This window comes from Nocardia sp. NPDC003979 (genome assembly GCF_053605015.1).
In genome coordinates this window covers 66,657-86,288 of sequence record NZ_JBSGIJ010000018.1, presented here as the reverse complement: position 1 = coordinate 86,288, position 19,632 = coordinate 66,657, and the positions used below count along the sequence as shown (strand labels likewise).

Genomic DNA, 19,632 nt, shown 5'->3' with positions numbered 1-19,632 from the left:
CTCTTCGGACAGAAGGCATTCCATGCACAACTTCATCACCCGTGGGACGGCGACGGCCGGTCTCGCGGCCGCACTCGTGCTCGCCGCCTGCGGTTCGGCGGCGGCGCACGTCACGGTCGACGCGCCAGGCGCCGCCAAGGGCAAGTACACCGTTGCCACCTTCAAGGTGCCCAACGAATCCGACACCGCCTCCACCACCTCGGTGAGCGTCACCGTGCCGAACCTGAAAAGCGTTCGCACCGAGCCGATGCCGGGCTGGTCCTCGCGCATCGAACGCAACGACAAGGGCGAGGCGGTGGCCGTCGCCTGGACCGCCGAGCCGGGCAACCCCGGTGTCGGACCGGGCCAGTTCCAGCGTTTCGTGCTCTCGCTCGGACCGCTGCCCACCCAGGACGAGGTGACCTTCCCCGCGCGGCAGACCTACAGCGACGGCAAGGTCGTCGCCTGGGATCAGCCGAGCACGGGCGGCGCCGAGCCCGAATACCCCGCGCCCACACTGGCACTCAGCGAATCGGGTGGTTCCGACGGCGGTGACCACCATGTCGCCACCGACGAGCCCGCCGAAGCGGAGTCCGACTCGGTGGCTCGCTGGACCGGCGGTATCGGCCTGGCGCTCGGCCTGTTCGCCGCCGCGCTCGGTCTCGGGCTCGTCGCGCGGTCGAGGAAGTCGTGATGGAACGCTGTCAGACTCCTGCGGTGTCCGGGCGCTCGCGGCAGACCTCGCCCCAGATTGTCGTGCCGAACGAGGTTGTGGCCGAGATCAATCGGTCGGCGCGGCGTCGCCTGGCGCGGCGGTTCGCTGTCACCCTGGTCGCCGGCCTGTTCGCCCTGATCTTCGGCGCGACCGGCATCGCGAACGCACACTCCGGTGCCGTGAGCAGCGTTCCCGAGGACGGTTCGTCGATCGAGGCAGGCCCGGCGCGCGCGAGCATCACCTTCAACGAGGAACTGCAGCAGACGTTTCCGTCGCTGACGGTGGTCGGTCCGGACGGGCGCCTGTGGTCCAAGGGCAAGCCGGTGGTCGAAGGCCGCACGGTGAGTGTGGAAGTGGGTGAACTCGGGCCGGTCGGCGAATACACCATGGCGTTCCGGGTGACCTCCGCCGACGGTCATCCCGTCAGCGGGACGAGGACCTTCACCCTCACCAAGGAAGGCACCGGAACACCGGGCGCCAAGCCGGGCGAGGACGAGGGCTCCGACGGCGAAGAGTCCGGTGGCGTGCCCGTGTGGGTGTTCGTCGCCGGTGGTGTCGTGCTGTTCGGCGTCGGTCTCGCGGTGGCGCTGCTCGGTACCGGCCGCAAGAAGTAGCCGCCGATGACGACCGGAGGCCGGTGGCGAGTGTTCGGTCCGGTCGTCGTCGCCGCGCTCGCCGGGGTGGTGCTCGCCTGGATACTGCGCCGGACCGGCGGTTTCCCAGCGGCGGCGGGTGCGCGGGTGATCGCCGACTGCGCGGGCGCCACGGTGCTCGGGCTGGCCGCGCTGCCCCGCCTCGACCACCGGCTCGCGGTGGCGTGGCGGCCGGTCGCGGTGCTGGCCACGATCTGGCTGGGCGCCGAGTTCACCCTGCTGGTGTGCGAGGCGGCGGGCATCGTCGGCGTGCCGGTGCACGAACTCGCCGCGGGCGAATTCGGCACGTTCCTCGGCAGGCTCAGCGGCGGGCAGATCGGGATCGCCATCCTGTTCTGCACCGCCGCCGTCGCCTGCTACGCCGCGTGGGCGTTCCGCAGGCCCGACGACGCCTCGGCCGACCTGGTCCTGGTGTTCGCGGCGGTCGCGCTCGCCCTGCGACCCATCACCGGGCACATGTCGCAGCAGGTGCTCGGATCGGTGCTCGTCGCGGTGCACGCCCTGGCCGCGGCGGCGTGGTTCGGGCTGCTGCTCGCGCTGGCACTCGTGGTGCGCACGCGCGGCGGCTGGGCGAACGCGCTGCCCCGCTACTCGACCGCCGCCGCGCCGCTGGTCGCGGTGATCGCGGTGACCGGGCTCATCGACGGCCTCGTCCGCATCGGCTCGGTGCCCGCCCTGGTGACCACCGGCTACGGACGGATCATGCTGGCCAAGGTGCTCGTGCTCGCGATGCTCGCCGGGCTCGGCTGGTGGTGGCGGCGCACCTGGGTGGGCCGGGCCGCCGAGCACCGCGTCACCGCCGACGTGTCGGTCCGCAACGCGGCGATCGAGGTGACGCTCATGGCGGTGGCGCTCGGCTTGGCCGCCACACTGGCCGTGACCGCTTAGACGCCATACAAACGCATTACAGTTGCCGGTATGAGCGACGTGAGGATTGTCGAAGACTGCGCAGCGCCGGCCGAGACGGCATTCGCCTTTGTCAACGACTATCGCAACCTGCCGAAATTCTGGTACGGCATCGAGTCCTTCACCCCGGTCACCGACCAGACCGAAGGTGTGGGCGCGAAATTCGACGGGAAGATGAAGCTCGGCCCCGCCTCGCTCACCTCCCGCATCGAAGTGGTGCGCTGGGAGGAAGGCTCGGTGATCGGCACCAAATCGATCAAGGGATTCGAGATCCTCTCGACCTTCGTCTTCACGCCCAAGGGCGCCGACACCAGCACCATCGACGCGCACATCCAGTACTTCGTGCCCGGCGGTATCGCGGGCAAGATGCTCGGCCGGACCATCGAACCGTTCATCAAGATCGCCGTGAAACACACCACCGAGGCCCTCATCAGCGAGATCGAGAAGGCCCACCGCCCGACCACCTGACACAATCGGCGTCATGACCGAATCAGCGAATGTAGTGGCAACCGCCGATCTGGCCGATGAGATCGGCCCCGAGATCCGCAGCTGCGATACCCAGTTCATCCAGTTCGGTGGCCGTCAAGCGTTCGCCGGGCGGATCACCACGATCCGTTGCTTCCAGGACAACCTGCTGGTGAAGCAGACCCTCGGCGAGCCGGGCGAGGGCAAGGTGCTGGTCGTCGACGGCGGGGCGAGCGTGCACACCGCGCTGGTCGGCGACATCATCGCGGGCCGCGGCGTGGACAACGGCTGGGCGGGCGTGATCGTCAACGGTGCGGTGCGCGACTCGGCCATCCTGCGCACCCTCGACATCGGGGTGAAGGCGCTGGGCACCAACCCGCGCAAGAGCACCCAGACCGGCAGCGGCGAACGCGACGTGCCGGTGGAGTTCGGCGGCATCACCTTCGTTCCCGGCGAGATGCTCTACAGCGACCACGACGGCGTCGTCGTCCGCGCGGAGGACTGAAAACTCGCGCGGGGTGCGGGTCAGCCCTCGCTGACCCGCACCCTGTGACCGGCTAGGACAACCACGTCGCCGACCTGCAGTTGCCTACCGCGGCGCAGTTCCACCTCGTCGTTGACCCGGACCAGACCCTGGGCGATCACCGACTTGGCCTCCGAACCGGAATCGATCAGGTTGGCCAGTTTGAGGAATTGCCCGAGCCGGATGACCTCGTCATCGATCGGCACGTCCACTGGTTCCGACATGCGCTAATACTTACCCCGTCGGGAAATCCGGTCGTCCACCGGGCCCACGGTGACGAACACGCCGTCGGCGACCCCCTGCCCTTCGCACCCCCGGGCACGCACACTGGATCGGTGACTTCCACGCGGGCCGAGCAACACCCCAGCAGCTCTGTCGACCGGGTGCCCCATCGCGCGCACGGCAGGTTCTCCGAGGTACCGCACATCACCGGGCTGGTGCTCGGTGTGTTCGCGGTGCTGTGCGCGCTCTGGAGCCTGTCGCCGGGGTTGCGGCAGCTCACCGAGGTGCCGCGCGATTACGTGGACACCCACTATTTCGACGCGCCCGACACGAGCCTGGTGTGGGCGCTGGTCGTCGGGTTGCTGGCCGGTGCGGCGGCGAGCCGCAAACGGGTGGCGTGGTGGTTGCTCGTCATCTATCTGACGCTGTACGCGATCACCAACATCGTCGACTACGCGAGCACGCGCGAGCTGGATCCGCTGGTGGCGTTCGTCGTGCACGGTGTGGTGCTGGCGATCCTGATCGCCGCCCGCGCGGAGTTCTACACCCGGGTGCGGCCGGGTGCGGTGCGCAAGGCGCTCGCGGTGCTGGTCGGCGGCTGCGCGTTCGGGTGCCTGCTCGGTTGGGGCCTGGTCGAGCTGTTCCCCGGTTCGCTGCCGCGTGGTGCGCAGCGACCGCTGTGGGCGGTGTCGCGGGTGACCGCGGCCGTCCTGGTCGACAACGAACACTTCGACGGGCACCCGCCGAGCTGGGTGGATTTCGTGCTCGGCCTGCTCGGCGCCCTCGCGCTGATCGCCGCCGTGATCGTGCTGCTGCGGTCGCAACGGGCAGGCAACGCCATGACCGCGCTCGACGAGTCCGCGCTGCGCGGCCTGCTCGCGACCGGCGATGTGGACGACTCGCTCGGCTACTTCGCCACCCGCCGCGACCGCGCGGTCGTCTTCGCCCCGAACGGCAAGGCGGCCATCACCTATCGCGTGGAGCTCGGCGTCTGCCTGGCGGCCGGTGATCCGATCGGGCCGAAACAGGGCTGGCCGCAAGCTGTCCGGGCCTGGCTCGAGCAGGCCGACCGATTCGGCTGGGCACCGGCGGTGATGGGTGCCAGCGAGCAGGGCGCGCTGACGTATCAGCAGGCGGGTCTGTCGGCGCTGCGCCTCGGCGACGAAGCCGTGCTCGACACCCGCACATTTTCGCTGGCAGGCCCCGCCATGAAGCCCGTGCGCCAAGCGGCGAACAGGTTGCGCAAGAACGGCTTCGGCATCAGGGTGCGCCGGGCGAGCGAGATATCGACTGCCGAATTCGCCGAGGTGATCGCCCGTGCCGACGCCTGGCGCGACACCGAGACCGAACGCGGTTTCTCGATGGCGCTCGGCCGCCTCGGCGACCCGCTCGACGGCGACTGCCTGCTGGTCGAGGCCATCGACCACGACGAACGGGTCCACGCGATGCTCTCGTTCGTGCCGTGGGGACGCACGGGGGTGTCACTGGAACTGATGCGCCGCGATCCCGCGAGCCCCAACGGCGTGATGGAGCTGATGATCTCGCAGCTCGCCCTCGATGCCGATCAGTACGGCATCACCAGGATCTCGCTGAACTTCGCGGTGTTCCGCTCGGTGTTCGCCGAGGGCGGGCGCATCGGCGCCGGACCGGTGCTGCGCGCGTGGCGCGGTGTGCTGCTGTTCTTCTCGCGCTGGTGGCAGCTCGAGGCGCTGTACCGCTCGAACGTGAAGTACCACCCGCGCTGGGTGCCACGGTTCTTCCTGTACGAGGACCGCAGGCAACTGCCACGGGTCGCGATGGCGAGCGGACTGGCCGAAGGGTTCCTGCCGCGCCTGGGCCCACAACCCGACCCGGCTGTGCACACCGGAACAACGCCGGCCGTTCCGGCGACGGTCACCGGCCTGCACGCCGACGGCAGCGCCCCCGACGACATCGACGCCGACGAGGAGTCCGGCCCCCGCCGTCCCGAACAGGTCCGCGTGCGGATGACCACCCTCGACCGCCTCACCGCGAGCGGCGTCGACCCCTACCCCGCCGCCTATCCACCCACCCACACCATCGCCGACGCACGCCGCTGCCCGCACGGGACAACTGTCCGGGTGGCCGGTCGGATCACCCGCATCCGCGACTACGGCGGGGTGATCTTCGCGGTGGTCCGCGACTGGAGCGGGGATATCCAGCTGCTCATCGACCGCGAACGGGTGGGTGCACGCGCGGGCGAATTCAGCGCCGACTTCGACCTCGGTGACCTCATCGAGGTGAGCGGCCGGATCGGCACGAGCAGGCGCGGCGAACTGTCGCTGCTGGCTCAGGACTGGCGGATGAACGGCAAGTGCCTGCATCCGCTCCCCGACAAATGGCGTGGCCTCACCGATCCGGAGGCCAAGGTCCGGCGCCGCTACGTCGACATGGCGATCAACGCCGACAGCCGCGAACTGCTCGCCAAACGCAGCGCCGTCCTGCACTCGCTGCGTGACTCACTGCACGACTGGGGTTTCCTCGAGGTGGAGACACCGATCCTGCAGCAGGTTCACGGCGGCGCCAACGCCACCCCGTTCCGCACCCACATCAACGCCTACGACCTGGACCTGTACCTGCGCATCGCGCCCGAGCTGTACCTCAAACGGCTGTGCGTCGGCGGGATCGAGAAGGTGTTCGAGATCGGGCGGACCTTCCGCAACGAAGGCGTGGACTACAGCCACAACCCGGAATTCACCATGCTCGAGGCGTACGAGGCGCACAGCGACTATCTGCGGATGATGCAGCTGTGCCGCCGTCTGATCCAGGACGCGGCGGTCGCGGCCAACGGCGCCGAGGTGGTGCTGCGCCCCGACGGCACCGAGGTCGACATCTCCGGCGAATGGCGGGTGCGCACGGTGCACGGCGCGCTGTCGGAGGCCCTCGGCACCGAGGTGACCGCCGCGACCGACCTCACCCGCCTGCGCGAGCTGTGCGACACCGCCGGTGTCACCTATCAGCGCGGCTGGGAAACCGGCCAGGTGGTGCTGGAGATGTACGAGCACCTGGTGGAGGCGAAAACCACCGAGCCGACGTTCTACCTGGACTTTCCCACCTCGGTGTCCCCCCTGACCCGGTCCCACCGCAGCACCGCGGGTGTGACCGAACGCTGGGATCTGGTGGCCTGGGGAGTCGAGCTCGGCACCGCCTACAGCGAGCTCACCGACCCCGTCGAACAGCGGCGCCGCCTCACCGAACAGTCCATGCTCGCCGCCGGTGGCGACCCCGAGGCGATGGAGCTCGACGAGGACTTCCTCCAAGCCCTCGAGCACGCCATGCCGCCGACCGGCGGCCTCGGTATCGGAGTCGACCGGGTGGTCATGTTCATCACCGGACGCGGCATCCGCGAGACTCTGCCGTTTCCGTTGGTGAAACCGCGCTGAAATCGGGTACACGGACCTTGGCTGTAAACGATCTTGCGCGACACAGCGATGAACCACTGCGTCCTGCGGTTTTCCGAACGAAACTCGCAGCGACAGCAGTACTCTCGGATGTTCCGGCACCGGGAGGATGCCGGGACAACACACCATCGGATGGGGAAGAATATGTACCTTGACCTGCTGACATCGGCCGCACTGGTCGACCCACAGGTGCTCGCGGGCAGCATCGACACGCTCGCCGGCTCGGACCTGGTCACCGAACTGGCCGCGAAGAAGAAGGGCAAGAAGAGCAGCAAGGGTCTCATCATCGGCGGCGTGTGCTGCCTGCTGGTCGTCCTCGCCATCGTCGGCCTCGTCTTCATGCTCAAGAACAAGAAGAAGAACGACCAGCCGCCGAACCAGCCGCCCTACGGCGGCGGTCCGGGTCAGGGTGGTCAGCCGCCTTACGGCCAGCCGCCGTACGGCCAGCCATGATCTGAGGTCGCCGGGCTCGCGGCAGCGCACACGCGCGCCGCGGGTCCGCACTCGGCCGCCCTGGACGGACAAGACGCCCCGTCATGGGGCACAGTGGGTGACGTGCAGCTGATTCTCGTGCGTCATGCCCAGCCCGACAAGGTCGTCGCAAGTACCACCGCCGCCGATCCCGGTCTCACCGATATCGGTCGCCGTCAGGCCGAGCGGGTCCCAGCCGCGCTGGCCGCGCACGAGATCACCCGCATCGTGTCGAGCCCCCAGCGCCGCGCCCGCGATACCGCCGCACCGACCGCGCTCGCCCGCGATTTGCCCGTCGACATCATCGACGACCTCGCCGAATACGACCGCGATCTACCCGCCTACATCCCGATCGAAGACGCCAAGACCGAATTCGCCGACGCCTACACCCGGATCAAGGCCGGTCTGCTGCCCGAGCAGATCGACGGACCCGCCTTCACCCGCCGCGTGCTGAACGCCGTGGAACAACTCGTGGCCGCCACCCCGCCCACCGAGACGGTCGTCGCCTTCGCCCACGGCGGGGTCGTCAACGTGCTGCTCGCCGACATCCTCGGCCTGGCCCGCCCGCTCACCTTCCCCGTCGACTACTGCTCGATCACCCGGATCCTCTACTCGCGCAGCGGCACCCGAACGGCGGCGACGATCAACGAGTCCGGTCACGTGTGGGATCTGCTGCCGCGCAACCTCGCCCGCACCACATAGAAAAGCCGGGTGCGAGAAACTCCCGCACCCGGCTTCACCTGCGAAAACTCAGGCGTGCGAGGCGATCCAGTCGCGCATCCAGGTGATGGCGGTGTGCCCGCCACCCACCGAGTAGCTGCCGTACAGGTGGTGCGCCTGCGACTTGTAGAACTGCTCGAGATCCTTGGCCCGCTTCTGGTTCGCCGCGTCCGAGAGCTGCGCCTGCAGCACCGGCACACCGCCGTGGGCCATCAGATCCTTCATGATCGCGCCCGCCTCGATCTGGTAGCGCCACATGTTCGCCGGGTTGGCGTCCGAGCTCTGCGCCAAAAAGCCCGCGAACCGGGTGACGAAGTCGTCGGTCGCGGTGGCGCAGTACAGGTCGTCGACCGCGCAGATGGTGCGGGTGCGGTCGCTGAGCCAGCCGAAGCCGCCCGGCCGCGCGCCACCGGCGCCCGCGCCCTGAGCATGCGGGCCGACCTGCACATCGCCCGGCGCGCGGCGCGGATCGGAGATCAGGCCGACCGCGGCCACCCGATCGGCCGGAATGGTGCTGAGCCCGGTGCCGATCTCGGCCGCGAGATCACCCGCGGCGTCGGCGCCCTGGCTGTAGCCGACGAGGGCGGCCTTGGTGTCGCCGCACTGCGCGAGCTTGGCCGAGATGAGGCCGCGCGCCGAATTCACCGCCTGCTTCTTGGAATTGCCGTAGACATCGCCCTCCCACGGGAAGGCGGTCGCCGCGTAGGTCACGTAGTCGACGTCGACATTGCGCGGCAGCCCGTTGGTGACGCCGGACAGCATGCCGGGCCCCGGCGGCTTGTCGATGCCGGTCTCCCATGTGCCGGGAATGGCGACGACGTAGAGACTCGGGCAGGCAGGCGCCGCACTGGCACTCCCACTGCCGACAACGATTCCGGACAACATCGCCGCGGACGCACCGAGCGCCGCGACAACCTTCTTCACCTGCATACCGCTCCAGTTCCACCATGCTTGCCGCTGGAGAGCAAACCCCGTGTACGTGTGGCTCCCAGACCTCGCCGCGAATCACAATAGAGGTACCACCACGCCTGTGCCACATGAGTATGACGAGCTTGTCCGAACGTTGTGACAGAATTCATTTCGGCCTAGACCTCGAGCTCCTCCTCGATGCCCTTGAGCCGGTGGCGGGCCAGCGCGAGGTTGGCGCGGGTGCGGTCGAGCGCCAGGTAGAGGAAAAGCCCCTTGGACTTGCGGCCGGTCATCGGCCGGATCACGTGGTACTGGCCCGAGAGGGTGATGAGCATGTCCTCGATCTCCTCGTTGAGACCGAGCTGCTCGATGGTCCGCAGCTTCGCGCGCACCACCTCGGTGTTGCCCGCCGCCGCGATCTGCAGGTCCAACGACTTGCTGCTGCTGAGCATTCCGAGGGCCATGCCACTGCTGTAGTCGACGACCGCGGCGCCGATCGCGCCGTCGATCACCATCATGTCCTTGAGCGCCAGATCCATATTCGACATGTCGTACCTTTCAATCGTGCGCCGCCGCCAGATGAGCGGCGATGGCGCGAGCTACCGGACGCGACTCCAGGTGGAGCCGGCCGACGTTCACATCCGGGCCCGCGAGCACGGTGAGCGCGGTGTACCCGGCGGCGTAGATCACCACCTGCCCGTCGCTGCCGTGCACGACGACCTCGTTGAAACCACCGCCGTGCGCGGTGCTCGCCAACCGGTACGACAGCGACAGCTGCGCGGCGGCCAGCGCCGCCATCCCGGCCGGTTCGATATGGGTGGGTAGGTCGTGTTCGATGAGCAGGCCGTCGCTGGAGGCGACGACCGTGCCGGTGAGGTGGGGGACGCGCTCGCGCAGGGCGGTGAGCTCGGCCTGGACGGCCGGGTAGCTCTGCGGCAGTGGTCGCGTGGTCTGGTCCTGGCCGTACCTGGTCGGTCCCGTGAGCTCCGAACCGGTCGGCTCACGTTCGGGCAGCGGCATTTTGGTCAACTTTCCCCTCCACTCGCCGAGCAGCTTCCTGCGCCCGGTCATGCCAGCTCCGCCAACGCCGTCCTGATGCGGATCAGGAGCGCGCGATCCACCTGCTGCCAGGGTTGGTCCACCGGGGGTGTCCAGGAGTAGGTGTCCGCGCCGCGGGAGTACCGGTCCGCGGTCCGGGCGGTCGTGCCCGGAGTCGGAGGTGTCGCGTCGGGGGTCCGGGCGGCCGCGCTCGCTTCCTCGACGAGCGCGTGCCTGCCCGAAGTCGGTGGGGCAACCGGCGCGGGGACGCGGCGCGGAAGCGGCGGTCCGGTGCCTGAGTTCTGCTGTGCCGCGGCGTAACCGGCGCCCGGGCGCGCCGCGTGGCGACCGTGCTCGGGCAGCGGCGCCGCGGGGAGGTGGCGGGTTCCACACTCGGGCTCGGCGGCGGCCGATTCCGGTGCCTCGATCAGCCCGGCTCTGGTCAGGTCGCGGACAGCGACGAGGCAGCCGTAGGTGGTGCGGCCGAGCTCGCGGGCGATGTCGGCGATGGTGCGATGGTTGTCGGCGGCGGCGAGCACTTCGGCCTGGCCGACGGTGAGGACCGTGCGTTTGCGACGTGCTCGATGTGCGGGCGAGACGGGGACCGTCGACACCATGTCGGCGGTCCACGGACCGGCGTCCGGGCGTCGGCGCCGCGCGCATTCGCTCACCAGTGCGTGCGGCGCGATCCGGCACACCGGAGCGAGCCAGTGCTCCTCCGTCGGCACGAATTCCGCTTCGGCTTCGGTTTCGAGCAGAAAGTAGGCGGCGTCGTAGGCCGAGAGCCTGGCGAGGGTCTCCAGGCGTGGGCGGCGCAGCAGCGCACCCGGCTCGCCCGCGCGGGCACGGCGCAGGTCCTCGTCGGTCGCGACACCGGCCTCGACGGCCAGCCGGTCGAGACCGATGGTGCGCCGGCAACCGACGGAGGCGATGGCGCCACGGGCCAAATGAAATTCGCCGTCGCCCGCCCGCAATATCCCGGTGGAGCCCTGTTCTTCGAGCCGCTGAAGTTCTTCGGCGAGGGCCGCGCTCATCGGCCCGCCATTTCTTCCAGCGCGGCCTTGAGCTGATAGCGCGCCATTCCCAGATTGGCCGCGGCGCCGTCGAATATCGCGTGGACGAAGAGCCTTCCCTCGAAATCGCCGTCGAGCAGGTGCAGCAGGTGAAAGCCCTTGTCGCGGCAGACGATCAGCTCGCGGACGTCATCGTCGGGGGCGGTGCCCGAGAGCGCGGTGCACGCGAGGACCGTCCGCATGACGTCGGTGGTTCCCGCGGCGTCCTCGTGCTCGTCGACGAGGTCGTGCGCACCGACGGCGGCCACCGCCAGCCCGCTGGCACCGTCCACCAGCGTCACGCCGCACGCACCGGGAATCGCCATGATGCGTTTCAGGCAGCCGTCGAGAGAATTCACCCGCACCCCCGGTCTGTCCTCGAAAATGTTCGACAGCACGAGACGCTATACCCGCCCGCAAATTTCCGCATCCTGAACGCGGGAAAATTACTGCGCCCCCGAAGTTTGCTGGTGGTTGCTGGAAAACCGCTCGGTATCAATACTTTTCGGTAACCAACGGGTCGGTTCGCCGGTGCCGCTCGAAGCCCGTGGTCAATACCGGTTTCCATCGTTCAGCGACCCGGTGGCGAACTTCCGTTTTAATAGTCTTCGCAGAACTCGCCATAGTGCGAATGCACGTCGCCGCCACTCAGCGGGTGCCCCCACTTCGGTGGTAGTCCATGACAGGTCGGAACCGAGTCGCGTTCGAGGCAGGCTGGATCAGCCGGCCGCGCGGCGATACCAGGATTCGGCTTCCCGGTGCGCCCCTTCGGATTCGAGCAGCGCGGCGAGATTGGCCATCGCCTTCGGGTGACCGAGATCGGCGGCGCGCCGGAAGCAGCGTCGGGCCGCCGTGATCGCGCCCCGACGACGCAGCAGCAGACCGAGATTGTTGATCGAGTCGATGTCGCCCGCCGCGGCCGCCTCGTCGTACCACGCTTCGGCGTCGTCGAGCCGGTTGTCGTCCTCGAGCAACCGCGCCAGGTTGTACATCGCGTCCACGTGCCCCGCGAGCGCCGCGTGGTGGTACCAGGTCTCGGCCTCGGCGATATCGGCGCTCTGATACAGCATCGTCGCCAGGTTGTACATGGCGTTGGCGTTGCCGCCCGCCGCCGCCCGCCGATACCAGATCTCGGCCTCGGCCAGCTCCCCGAACTGATCGAGCAACACCGCGAGATTGTTCATCGATCGCGTATGTCCCGCCGCCGCCGCCCGCCGGAACCAGTACTCCGCACCCTCGTAATCGCTGTGATCGTGGTAGAAGTGGGCAAGGTTGTGCATAGCGGTACCGTCACCGCGCTCTGCTGCGCGGCGCAGATACGCCAACGTTCCCGGCGGCAACGGCACAGCTCCCCCTCGGATCTCCCGTACACCTCGTCACGGAAAGTCTATGTGCTGCAAGGAAGATCGGCCACGTCCATTATCGGCACCCCTAAGTCTTTGAGCGCCATAAGGATTCATACCCGACGCATATCCCTGGCAAACTCCGGCGTCACCTGCGGTGCGACGACAAAGGCGCCCACGGACCGGCTGGTCCGTGGGCGCCTCGGGTCGAACTGATTACCGCTGGGCGACAGCGGTCGGGGGGATCGGCGCGGGGAGCGCGGTTTCGCCCTCGAGGTACTTGTCGACGGCGGCCGCGGCGGCGCGGCCTTCGGCGATGGCCCAGACGATCAGGGACTGGCCTCGGCCCATGTCACCAGCGACGAAGACGCCGGGGATGTTCGTTGCCCAGTTCTTGTCGCGCTGGACGTTGCCACGGCCGTCGTAGCCGACGCCCAGGTCGGTCAGCAGGCCCGGCTTCTGGGGGCCGACGAAGCCCATGGCCAGCAGCACCAGGTCGGCTTCGAGGGTGAAGTCGGTGCCTTCGACCTTCTCGAAACGGCCGTTGACCATCTTGACCTCGTGGGCCTCGAGGCCGGTGACCTTGCCGTCCTTGCCGACGAAACGCTCGGTGTTCACGGAGAACACACGCTCGCCGCCCTCCTCGTGCGCCGAGGAGACCCGGTACATGAGGGGGTAGGTCGGCCACGGGGTGGAGCCTGCGCGCTCCTCCGGCGGACGGGGCATGATCTCGAACTGGTGCACCGACTCGGCACCGTGACGGTGCGAGGTACCGAGGCAGTCGGCGCCGGTGTCGCCGCCACCGATGATGACGACCTTCTTGCCCTTCGCGTGGATGGGCGGCAGGCCTTCTTCGTCGGTGATGTCGTCGCCGAGCTGCACGCGGTTGGCCAGCGGCAGGAACTCCATCGCCTGGTGGATGCCGTCGAGCTCACGGCCCGGGATCGGCAGGTCGCGGGCGATGGTGGCGCCGCCGGCGAGCACGATCGCGTCGAAACGCTCACGCAGCTGCTCGGCGGTGATGTCGACACCAACGTTCACACCGGTCTTGAAGATGGTGCCTTCGGCCTCCATCTGCGCGAGACGACGGTCGATGACCGACTTCTCCATCTTGAATTCCGGGATGCCGTAGCGCATCAGACCACCGATGCGGTCGTCGCGCTCGAACACGGTGACGGTGTGACCGGCACGCGTGAGCTGCTGGGCGGCGGCCAGACCGGCCGGGCCCGAACCGACGACGGCGATCTTCTTGCCGGTCAGGCGGGTCGGGTACACCGGGGTGACCCAGCCCTCGTCGAAGGCGTTCTCGATGAGTTCGACCTCGACCTGCTTGATGGTCACCGGCTGCTGGTTGATGCCGAGCACGCACGACGCCTCACACGGCGCCGGGCACAGCCGCCCGGTGAACTCCGGGAAGTTGTTGGTGGCGTGCAGCCGGTCGATGCCCTCGCGCCACGAGTCCTTGTACACCAGGTCGTTCCACTCGGGGATCAGGTTCCCGAGCGGACAACCGTTGTGGCAGAAGGGGATACCGCAGTCCATGCAGCGGCTGGCCTGCTTCTGCAGGGTCTCGTGGGAGAACTTGTCCTCGTAGACCTCTTTCCAGTCGAGCAGACGCAGCTCGACCGGTCGACGCGCCGGGAGTTCCCGCGAGGTGTGCTTCAGAAATCCTTGTGGGTCAGCCACGAGCCGCCTCCATAATCGCCTCGTCAACGTCCTTGCCGCTCTTCTCGGCTTCGGAGATGGCGAGCAGAACCTTCTTGTATTCGCGGGGCATGACCTTCACGAAGTGGTTCACCTGCTGGGACCAGTCGCTCAGGATGCGTTCGGCCACAGCCGAACCCGTCTCGTCGCGGTGGGTGGTGATGATGTCGCGCAGCCAGGTGAAGTCGTCACCGGAGAGCTGCTCGATGGCATCGGCCTGGTCCGGGTTGACCCGGTTGGGCAGCGTGCCCTCGGGGTCGTAGACGAACGCGACACCACCGGACATACCGGCACCGAGGTTGCGGCCGGTGCCACCGAGGATGACCACCCGGCCACCGGTCATGTACTCGAGCGCGTGGTCGCCCACGCCCTCGACGACCGCGGTGGCGCCGGAGTTACGCACGCCGAAGCGCTCGCCCGCGACACCGTTGATCAGGATGCGGCCGCTGGTGGCGCCGAACATGATCACGTTGCCCGCGATGATGTTGTCCTCGGCGACGAAGCCGGCGGGCGCGTTGAGCGACGGGCGGACCACGATGTGGCCACCCGAGAGGCCCTTGCCGACATAGTCGTTGGCGTCACCCTGCACGCGCAGCGTGATACCGGCCGGGACGAACGCGCCGAAGCTGTTGCCCGCCGAACCGTTGAAGGTGATGTCGATGGTGTCGTCGGGCAGGCCCGCGCCACCGTAGAGCTTGGTCACCTCGTGGCCGAGCATGGTGCCGACCGTGCGGTTCACGTTGGTGATCTTGGTTTCGATCTTCACGGCCTTGCCACGCTCGAGCGCGGGCGCGGCCTGGGCGATCAGCTCGTTGTCCAGCGCCTTGTCCAGACCGTGGTCCTGGGTGCCGGTGCAGCGGGTGTCCTGGTTCATGAACGCCGTCTCCGGCATGTCGAGAATCGGGGACAGGTCGAGCTTGGCGGCCTTGAAGTGCTCCTTGGCCTTGGCGGTGTCGAGCAGGTCGACCCGGCCGATGGCCTCGTCGAGCGAGCGGAAGCCCAGCTCGGCGAGCAGCTCACGCACCTCCTCGGCGATGAACAGCATGAAGTTCTCGACGAACTCCGGCTTGCCCGAGAAGCGCTCGCGCAGCACCGGGTTCTGGGTGGCGATACCCACCGGGCAGGTGTCGAGGTGGCACACGCGCATCATGATGCAGCCCGAGACGACCAGCGGAGCGGTCGCGAAACCGAACTCCTCGGCGCCGAGCAGGGCGGCGATCATCACGTCGCGGCCGGTCTTCATCTGACCGTCGACCTGGACGACGATGCGGTCGCGCAGGCCGTTGAGCAGCAGCGTCTGCTGGGTCTCGGCCAGGCCGAGCTCCCAGGGACCACCCGCGTGCTTGAGCGAGGTCAGCGGCGAAGCACCGGTACCGCCGTCGTGACCCGAGATGAGCACGACGTCGGCGTGCGCCTTGGACACACCGGTGGCGACGGTGCCGACACCCGGCTCCGCGACAAGTTTCACGTGAATCCGAGCCTGCGGGTTCGCGTTCTTCAGGTCGTGGATCAGCTGCGCCAGATCCTCGATCGAGTAGATGTCGTGGTGCGGCGGCGGCGAGATCAGGCCGACGCCCGGCGTGGAGTGCCGCACCTCGGCGACCCACGGGTACACCTTGTGCGCGGGCAGCTGGCCACCCTCGCCCGGCTTGGCACCCTGGGCCATCTTGATCTGGATGTCGGTGGCGTTGGTCAGGTAGTGCGCGGTGACACCGAAGCGACCCGACGCGACCTGCTTGATCGCCGACCGGCGCCAGTCGCCGTTCTCCTCCACCTCGAAGCGAGCAGGGCTCTCGCCGCCCTCACCGGAGTTGGAGCGGGCGCCGAGACGGTTCATCGCGATCGCGAGGGTCTCGTGCGACTCGGCCGAGATGGAGCCGTAGCTCATCGCGCCGGTCGAGAACCGCTTCACGATCTCGGAGGCGGGCTCGACCTCGTCGATGGAGATCGGCGCGCGCAGGCCCTTCTTGAACTTGAACAGACCACGCAGCGCGGCCAGACGCTCGGACTGGTCGTCGACCAGCTTGGTGTACTCCTTGAAGATCGAGTACTGGCCGGTGCGGGTGGCGTGCTGCAGCTTGAACACCGTGTCCGGGTTGAACAGGTGGTACTCGCCCTCGCGACGCCACTGGTACTCACCGCCGACCTCGAGCTCGCGATGGGCGCGCTCGTTGCGGTTCTCCAGGAACGCGGTGCGGTGGCGGATGGCCACCTCTTCGGCGATCTCGTCGAGACCGATACCGCCCAGCGGCGAGCGCAGGCCGGTGAAGTACTCGTCGACCAGGTCCTGGGCCAGGCCGATCACCTGGAACAGCTGGGCGCCGTTGTAGGAGGCGAGAGTGGAGATGCCCATCTTCGACATCACCTTGAGCACGCCGTTGCTGGCCGCGGTGCAGTAGTTCGCGACGGCCTTGCGGTAGTCGGCGGCCAGGTCGCCGGTGCTGGCGGGCAGCGCGAGCGAACCGCGCTCGAGCATGTCCTCGATGGACTCGAAGGCCATGTACGGGTTGATCGCGGCGGCACCGAAGCCGACGAGGGCGGCCATGTGGTGCACCTCGCGGGCGTCACCGGCCTCCACGACCAGGCCGACCATGGTGCGGGTGCGTTCGCGCACCAGGTGGTGGTGCACCGAGGAGGTGAGCAGCAGCGACGGGATCGGCGCCAGCTTCTCGTTGGACTCGCGGTCCGACAGCACGATGATGCGCGCGCCGCCGTCGATCGCGGCCGAGACCTGGGTGTTGATGGCTTCCAGGGCGCGGCGCAGGCCCGCGCCGCCCTCGGCGACCGGGTACAGACCACGGACCACGACCGAACGCAGCTCGGGGTGGCTGCCGTCGTCGTTGATGTGGACCAGCTTGGCCAGCTCGTCGTTGTCGAGGATCGGCTGCTCGAGCGCGATCTGCTTACACGACTCCGGGCCGGGGTGCAGCAGGTCGGCCTCGGGGCCGATGTTGCGCTTGAGGCTGGTGACGACCTTCTCGCGGATGGCGTCCAGCGGCGGGTTGGTGACCTGCGCGAACAGCTGCGAGAAGTAGTCGAACAGCAGGCGCGACCGGTTCGACAGCACCGCGATCGGGGTGTCGGTGCCCATCGAGCCGAGGGCCTCACCGCCGGTCTTGGCCATCGGGGTGATCAGCAGGTTCAGGTCCTCGGTGGTGTAGCCGAAGATCTGCTGACGGATCAGCACGCGGTCGTGCGACATGTGCACGTGCGGGCGGTCGGGCAGGTCGGCCAGGCGACTCACACCCGCGTCCAGCCACTCCTGGTACGGCTCGGCGGCGGCCAGTTCCGACTTGATCTCGGCGTCGGTGACGATGCGTCCCTGCTCGGTGTCGACCAGGAACATCTTGCCCGGCTGCAGGCGGATCTTCTGGACGACGGTGGACGGGTCGATGTCGAGCACGCCGACCTCGGAGGCCAGCACGACCAGGCCGTCCTCGGTGACCCAGATGCGGCCCGGGCGCAGACCGTTGCGGTCGAGCACGGCGCCGATCTTCTTGCCGTCGGAGAAGCAGACCGAGGCCGGGCCGTCCCACGGCTCCATCAGCATCGAGTGGTACTCGTAGAACGACCGCAGCGCGGGGTCCATGTTCTCGTTGCGTTCCCACGCCTCGGGGATCATCATCATGATCGCGTGGTGCAGGTCGCGCCCGCCCAGGTGCAGCAGTTCGAGCACCTCGTCGAAACGGGCGGTGTCGCTCGCGCCGGGGGTACAGACGGGGAAGATCTTGTTCAGGCGGTTGTTGCCCGCCTCGTCCTTGCCGAACACGTCCGAACGCAGCAGCGCCTCACGCGCGCGCATCCAGTTCTCGTTACCGGTGACGGTGTTGATCTCACCGTTGTGGGCGACCCGGCGGAACGGGTGCGCCAGCGGCCACGAGGGGAAGGTGTTGGTGGAGAAGCGCGAGTGCACGATGCCGATGGCCGACTCGACACGCTCGTCCTGTAAGTCCAGGTAGAACGCGCGTAGCTGCGGCGTGGTGAACATGCCCTTGTAGATGAAGGTCTCGCCGGACAGGCTCGGGAAGTACACCGACTCCTTGCCGACGGCGCCCTCGCCGGGACCCGCGTTGCCGAGCTCGTGCTCGATGCGCTTGCGGATCACGTAGGCGCGACGCTCCAGGTCCATGCCCGAGAGCTGCTCGGCCGAGTTCTTGGGCGAGCCGATGAACAGCTGACGGAAGGTCGGCATGGCATCGCGGGCCAACGCGCCGAGCGAGGACTCGTCGATCGGCACAGCACGCCAGCCGAGCACGGCCATGCCCTCTTCGGCGACGATCTTCTCGACGCCGTAGGCGGCACGCGCGGCTTCGCGGCGGGCCTGCGGGAGGAAGGCGATGCCGGTGGCGTAGGAACCCGCCTCGGGCAACTCGAAGTCCACAACCGCGCGGAAGAACTTGTCCGGGAGCTGGATCAGGATGCCCGCGCCGTCGCCGGAGTTCGGCTCCGCGCCGGCGGCACCTCGGTGCTCCAGGTTCAGCAGTGCCGTGATGGCCTTGTCGACGATGTCTCGACTGCGTCGTCCGTGCATGTCGGCGACGAATGCGACGCCGCAGGCGTCGTGCTCGTATGCCGGATCGTAGAGCCCGGTGACACCGGGTGACCTGTGGCCAGGAAGTTGCGTCATGCCTCTGCCTTCAAGAAAGTCGGCTGTCGATGATCGGCCACCCAGCAAGCTGAGCGTGGACCCTTCGTCGTTTCGCCTCCGTCAAGACTGCGTCCGTACGATCCGAAACCAGCGGCGATGATGGTTTGCGGCGTGCAGTCACGTCTCCAGTTGTCCACCCGCTTCGTTGACGTAGTGGGGGTGCTCGGAGGTAACGGGACGCTTACATGTCCCTTACCTCCGGGCGGGGTTTCACCCGCTACTCTTGGCCCGGTTTCACCGGACCCCGAACAGGTGGTTGTGCCGAACAAGGGTGCGTTCGGCGTAAGAGCAAACGATAAGTCAGACCGCAGACCCAACCAACTAAGGTTGGGCTTAGTAACCCTGTCTAGCTGGGGTTTGTAACGGCAGCTCGTATCGTCACGCGCGTCGTCCAGTGTAAAGCAGGGCGGGAGCCGGATCGATCCCGCAGAACCGGCGCCGACCTGCGCGAACATCGTCGACGGGCGAGCCGGAACCGGCCGGAGGCGTGTGACCTTCGACCGAACTCACCTGCATCGCAGCAGGATTCCCCAGCAAAGTGCAGGTCAAACCTATGGTTTCCCGCTAACCAGGGCCGTCGGCGGTGAGATATTCCCGACAGCGCCCCGACATGCCCTGGTAGCCAGCCGACCGTACGGTCTGCGAGTGAGACGCTCTTCACAGCACATATCCAGCTAACGCGCGGCAGTGTCGTTCGCCACACGAGGCCGCCGGAACGGGCGCCGATGCGGCTCGCCGAGACCGACACGCCGAGGTCGGCGGCCCACGCCGACTGCCGGCGCGATGCCGGGACTTCGGATCTGTGAGGCTGACCACAAATACCGCTTCGCCGCTCGGTGTGGCGGCGCCGCGCCTGTCACGCTGA

General features: G+C 68.2%; 17 protein-coding genes. 8 read left to right on the top strand and 9 right to left on the bottom strand.

Annotated features, from left to right (window positions below; genetic code table 11):
• Positions 1-22 precede the first annotated feature (22 nt).
• The 5 genes from ACWEVR_RS28020 to rraA are packed head-to-tail and all read left to right on the top strand — an operon-like array spanning position 23 to position 3,223.
• Positions 23-673 (top strand): YcnI family copper-binding membrane protein, encoded by a 651-nt coding sequence (locus ACWEVR_RS28020; RefSeq protein WP_067644123.1) that lies wholly within the window; start codon positions 23-25, stop codon positions 671-673.
• Positions 673-1,308, top strand: a complete 636-nt coding sequence (locus ACWEVR_RS28015; protein WP_452469357.1) for a copper resistance CopC family protein — start codon at positions 673-675, stop codon at positions 1,306-1,308. Before ACWEVR_RS28020 ends, ACWEVR_RS28015 begins: the two co-directional genes overlap by 1 nt.
• A gap of 6 nt (positions 1,309-1,314) precedes the next feature.
• Positions 1,315-2,235, top strand: coding sequence for a CopD family protein (locus tag ACWEVR_RS28010; RefSeq protein ID WP_452469356.1), 921 nt, complete (start codon positions 1,315-1,317; stop codon positions 2,233-2,235).
• A gap of 30 nt (positions 2,236-2,265) precedes the next feature.
• Positions 2,266-2,721 (top strand): SRPBCC family protein, encoded by a 456-nt coding sequence (locus ACWEVR_RS28005; RefSeq protein ID WP_225281666.1) that lies wholly within the window; start codon positions 2,266-2,268, stop codon positions 2,719-2,721.
• Between the two features lie 13 nt (positions 2,722-2,734).
• Positions 2,735-3,223 (top strand): ribonuclease E activity regulator RraA, encoded by a 489-nt coding sequence (rraA, locus tag ACWEVR_RS28000; protein WP_452469355.1) that lies wholly within the window; start codon positions 2,735-2,737, stop codon positions 3,221-3,223.
• A gap of 20 nt (positions 3,224-3,243) precedes the next feature.
• On the opposite strand, the gene ACWEVR_RS27995 is transcribed toward rraA, so the two are convergent.
• Positions 3,244-3,465, bottom strand: a complete 222-nt coding sequence (locus ACWEVR_RS27995) for an RNA-binding S4 domain-containing protein (protein ID WP_452469354.1) — start codon at positions 3,463-3,465, stop codon at positions 3,244-3,246.
• A 159-nt stretch (positions 3,466-3,624) separates the two neighbouring features.
• On the opposite strand from ACWEVR_RS27995, the gene lysX reads away from it, so the two are divergent.
• The 3 genes from lysX (at position 3,625) to ACWEVR_RS27980 (ending at position 8,055) form a co-directional block, all read left to right on the top strand.
• Positions 3,625-6,864, top strand: coding sequence for a bifunctional lysylphosphatidylglycerol synthetase/lysine--tRNA ligase LysX (gene lysX, locus ACWEVR_RS27990; protein ID WP_452469372.1), 3,240 nt, complete (start codon positions 3,625-3,627; stop codon positions 6,862-6,864).
• 150 nt (positions 6,865-7,014) lie between these two features.
• The gene (locus ACWEVR_RS27985) at positions 7,015-7,335 is read left to right on the top strand and encodes a hypothetical protein (RefSeq protein ID WP_133734150.1); all 321 of its coding nucleotides are present in this window, start codon (positions 7,015-7,017) and stop codon (positions 7,333-7,335) included.
• 102 nt (positions 7,336-7,437) lie between these two features.
• Positions 7,438-8,055, top strand: coding sequence for a histidine phosphatase family protein (locus tag ACWEVR_RS27980; RefSeq protein ID WP_452469353.1), 618 nt, complete (start codon positions 7,438-7,440; stop codon positions 8,053-8,055).
• 48 nt (positions 8,056-8,103) lie between these two features.
• On the opposite strand, the gene ACWEVR_RS27975 is transcribed toward ACWEVR_RS27980, so the two are convergent.
• The 8 genes from ACWEVR_RS27975 to gltB all read right to left on the bottom strand — a co-directional run bounded on the left by ACWEVR_RS27975 (position 8,104) and on the right by gltB (position 18,746).
• Positions 8,104-9,003, bottom strand: a complete 900-nt coding sequence (locus tag ACWEVR_RS27975; protein ID WP_452469352.1) for a cutinase family protein — start codon at positions 9,001-9,003, stop codon at positions 8,104-8,106.
• Positions 9,004-9,158: 155 nt separating this feature from the next.
• Positions 9,159-9,530, bottom strand: coding sequence for a hypothetical protein (locus ACWEVR_RS27970; protein WP_225281662.1), 372 nt, complete (start codon positions 9,528-9,530; stop codon positions 9,159-9,161).
• A gap of 10 nt (positions 9,531-9,540) precedes the next feature.
• The gene (locus tag ACWEVR_RS27965; protein ID WP_452469351.1) at positions 9,541-10,053 is read right to left on the bottom strand and encodes a roadblock/LC7 domain-containing protein; all 513 of its coding nucleotides are present in this window, start codon (positions 10,051-10,053) and stop codon (positions 9,541-9,543) included.
• The gene (locus ACWEVR_RS27960; RefSeq protein ID WP_452469350.1) at positions 10,050-11,054 is read right to left on the bottom strand and encodes a hypothetical protein; all 1,005 of its coding nucleotides are present in this window, start codon (positions 11,052-11,054) and stop codon (positions 10,050-10,052) included. The genes ACWEVR_RS27965 and ACWEVR_RS27960 overlap by 4 nt, the downstream gene beginning before the upstream one ends.
• Entirely contained in the window at positions 11,051-11,431 is a 381-nt protein-coding gene (locus tag ACWEVR_RS27955) for a hypothetical protein (protein WP_452469349.1), read from the bottom strand. The genes ACWEVR_RS27960 and ACWEVR_RS27955 overlap by 4 nt, the downstream gene beginning before the upstream one ends.
• Before the next feature lie 360 nt (positions 11,432-11,791).
• Positions 11,792-12,352: a tetratricopeptide repeat protein gene (locus tag ACWEVR_RS27950; protein WP_452469348.1), complete on the bottom strand. Its 561-nt coding sequence runs from the start codon at positions 12,350-12,352 to the stop codon at positions 11,792-11,794.
• Positions 12,353-12,631: 279 nt separating this feature from the next.
• Positions 12,632-14,101 carry a glutamate synthase subunit beta gene (locus ACWEVR_RS27945; RefSeq protein ID WP_067644101.1) on the bottom strand — a complete coding sequence of 490 codons (1,470 nt, stop codon included), beginning with the start codon at positions 14,099-14,101 and terminating at the stop codon, positions 12,632-12,634.
• Positions 14,094-18,746, bottom strand: coding sequence for a glutamate synthase large subunit (gltB, locus tag ACWEVR_RS27940; RefSeq protein WP_452469347.1), 4,653 nt, complete (start codon positions 18,744-18,746; stop codon positions 14,094-14,096). The genes ACWEVR_RS27945 and gltB overlap by 8 nt, the downstream gene beginning before the upstream one ends.
• Positions 18,747-19,632 lie beyond the last annotated feature (886 nt).